Raw genomic sequence first — 497 nt, forward strand, 5'->3', positions numbered from 1 at the left:
AAGTGCCTGTAAACAGTTGTTCGAGAAACCCCTAACTTTTCAGCTATCTTTGTCTGACTAAATCCTTGCTTTAATAATTGCTTTATCTCCATGTACATTTCCCACTTATCCACCTTCGCTAACCTCCACTGCAAGTATGAACTATGATCATTTTACAGTGATAGGTTGATATTTTTTGCTGGTATATTTGGGTAAATAAGCGTTTCATCTTATCAAGCAAAAACTGTACACTTTATTCTAGCAGTCACACCGGTACGATAAATGTATCAATCAAAGGAGGTGCCATTATGTCTACAAACAAATTAACCATTGTTCCCGTCAAACTCGATCCTATTCCAGTTGAAATTTCTTCGAATCATTCTCTCCAATACACTGCTGAGCCAAGTTGTGTAATTAAAACCGCTGTGGCTGAAATTTCCTTCTTCAATGGCGTAGATGAGCGCATTATCCAAACCATTATGAAGGAGCTGAAGGGATGAAACAGGATTTTACGAGCG

The 497-nt window shown here is 38.2% G+C and carries 2 protein-coding genes; one reads left to right on the forward strand and one right to left on the reverse strand.

The window, feature by feature from the left end:
• Positions 1–98, reverse strand: a 98-nt coding sequence (locus A2U94_RS20350; RefSeq protein ID WP_353611600.1) for a helix-turn-helix domain-containing protein, incomplete at its 3' end; no start/stop codon positions are given.
• Between the two features lie 189 nt (positions 99–287).
• Here A2U94_RS20350 and A2U94_RS20355 point away from each other — a divergent pair.
• Positions 288–479: a hypothetical protein gene (locus A2U94_RS20355; RefSeq protein WP_025910450.1), complete on the forward strand. Its 192-nt coding sequence runs from the start codon at positions 288–290 to the stop codon at positions 477–479.
• Positions 480–497 lie beyond the last annotated feature (18 nt).

It is taken from the genome of Bacillus sp. VT 712, from assembly GCF_001614195.1.
Classification (GTDB): Bacteria; Bacillota; Bacilli; order Bacillales; family Bacillaceae_H; genus Priestia; species Priestia flexa.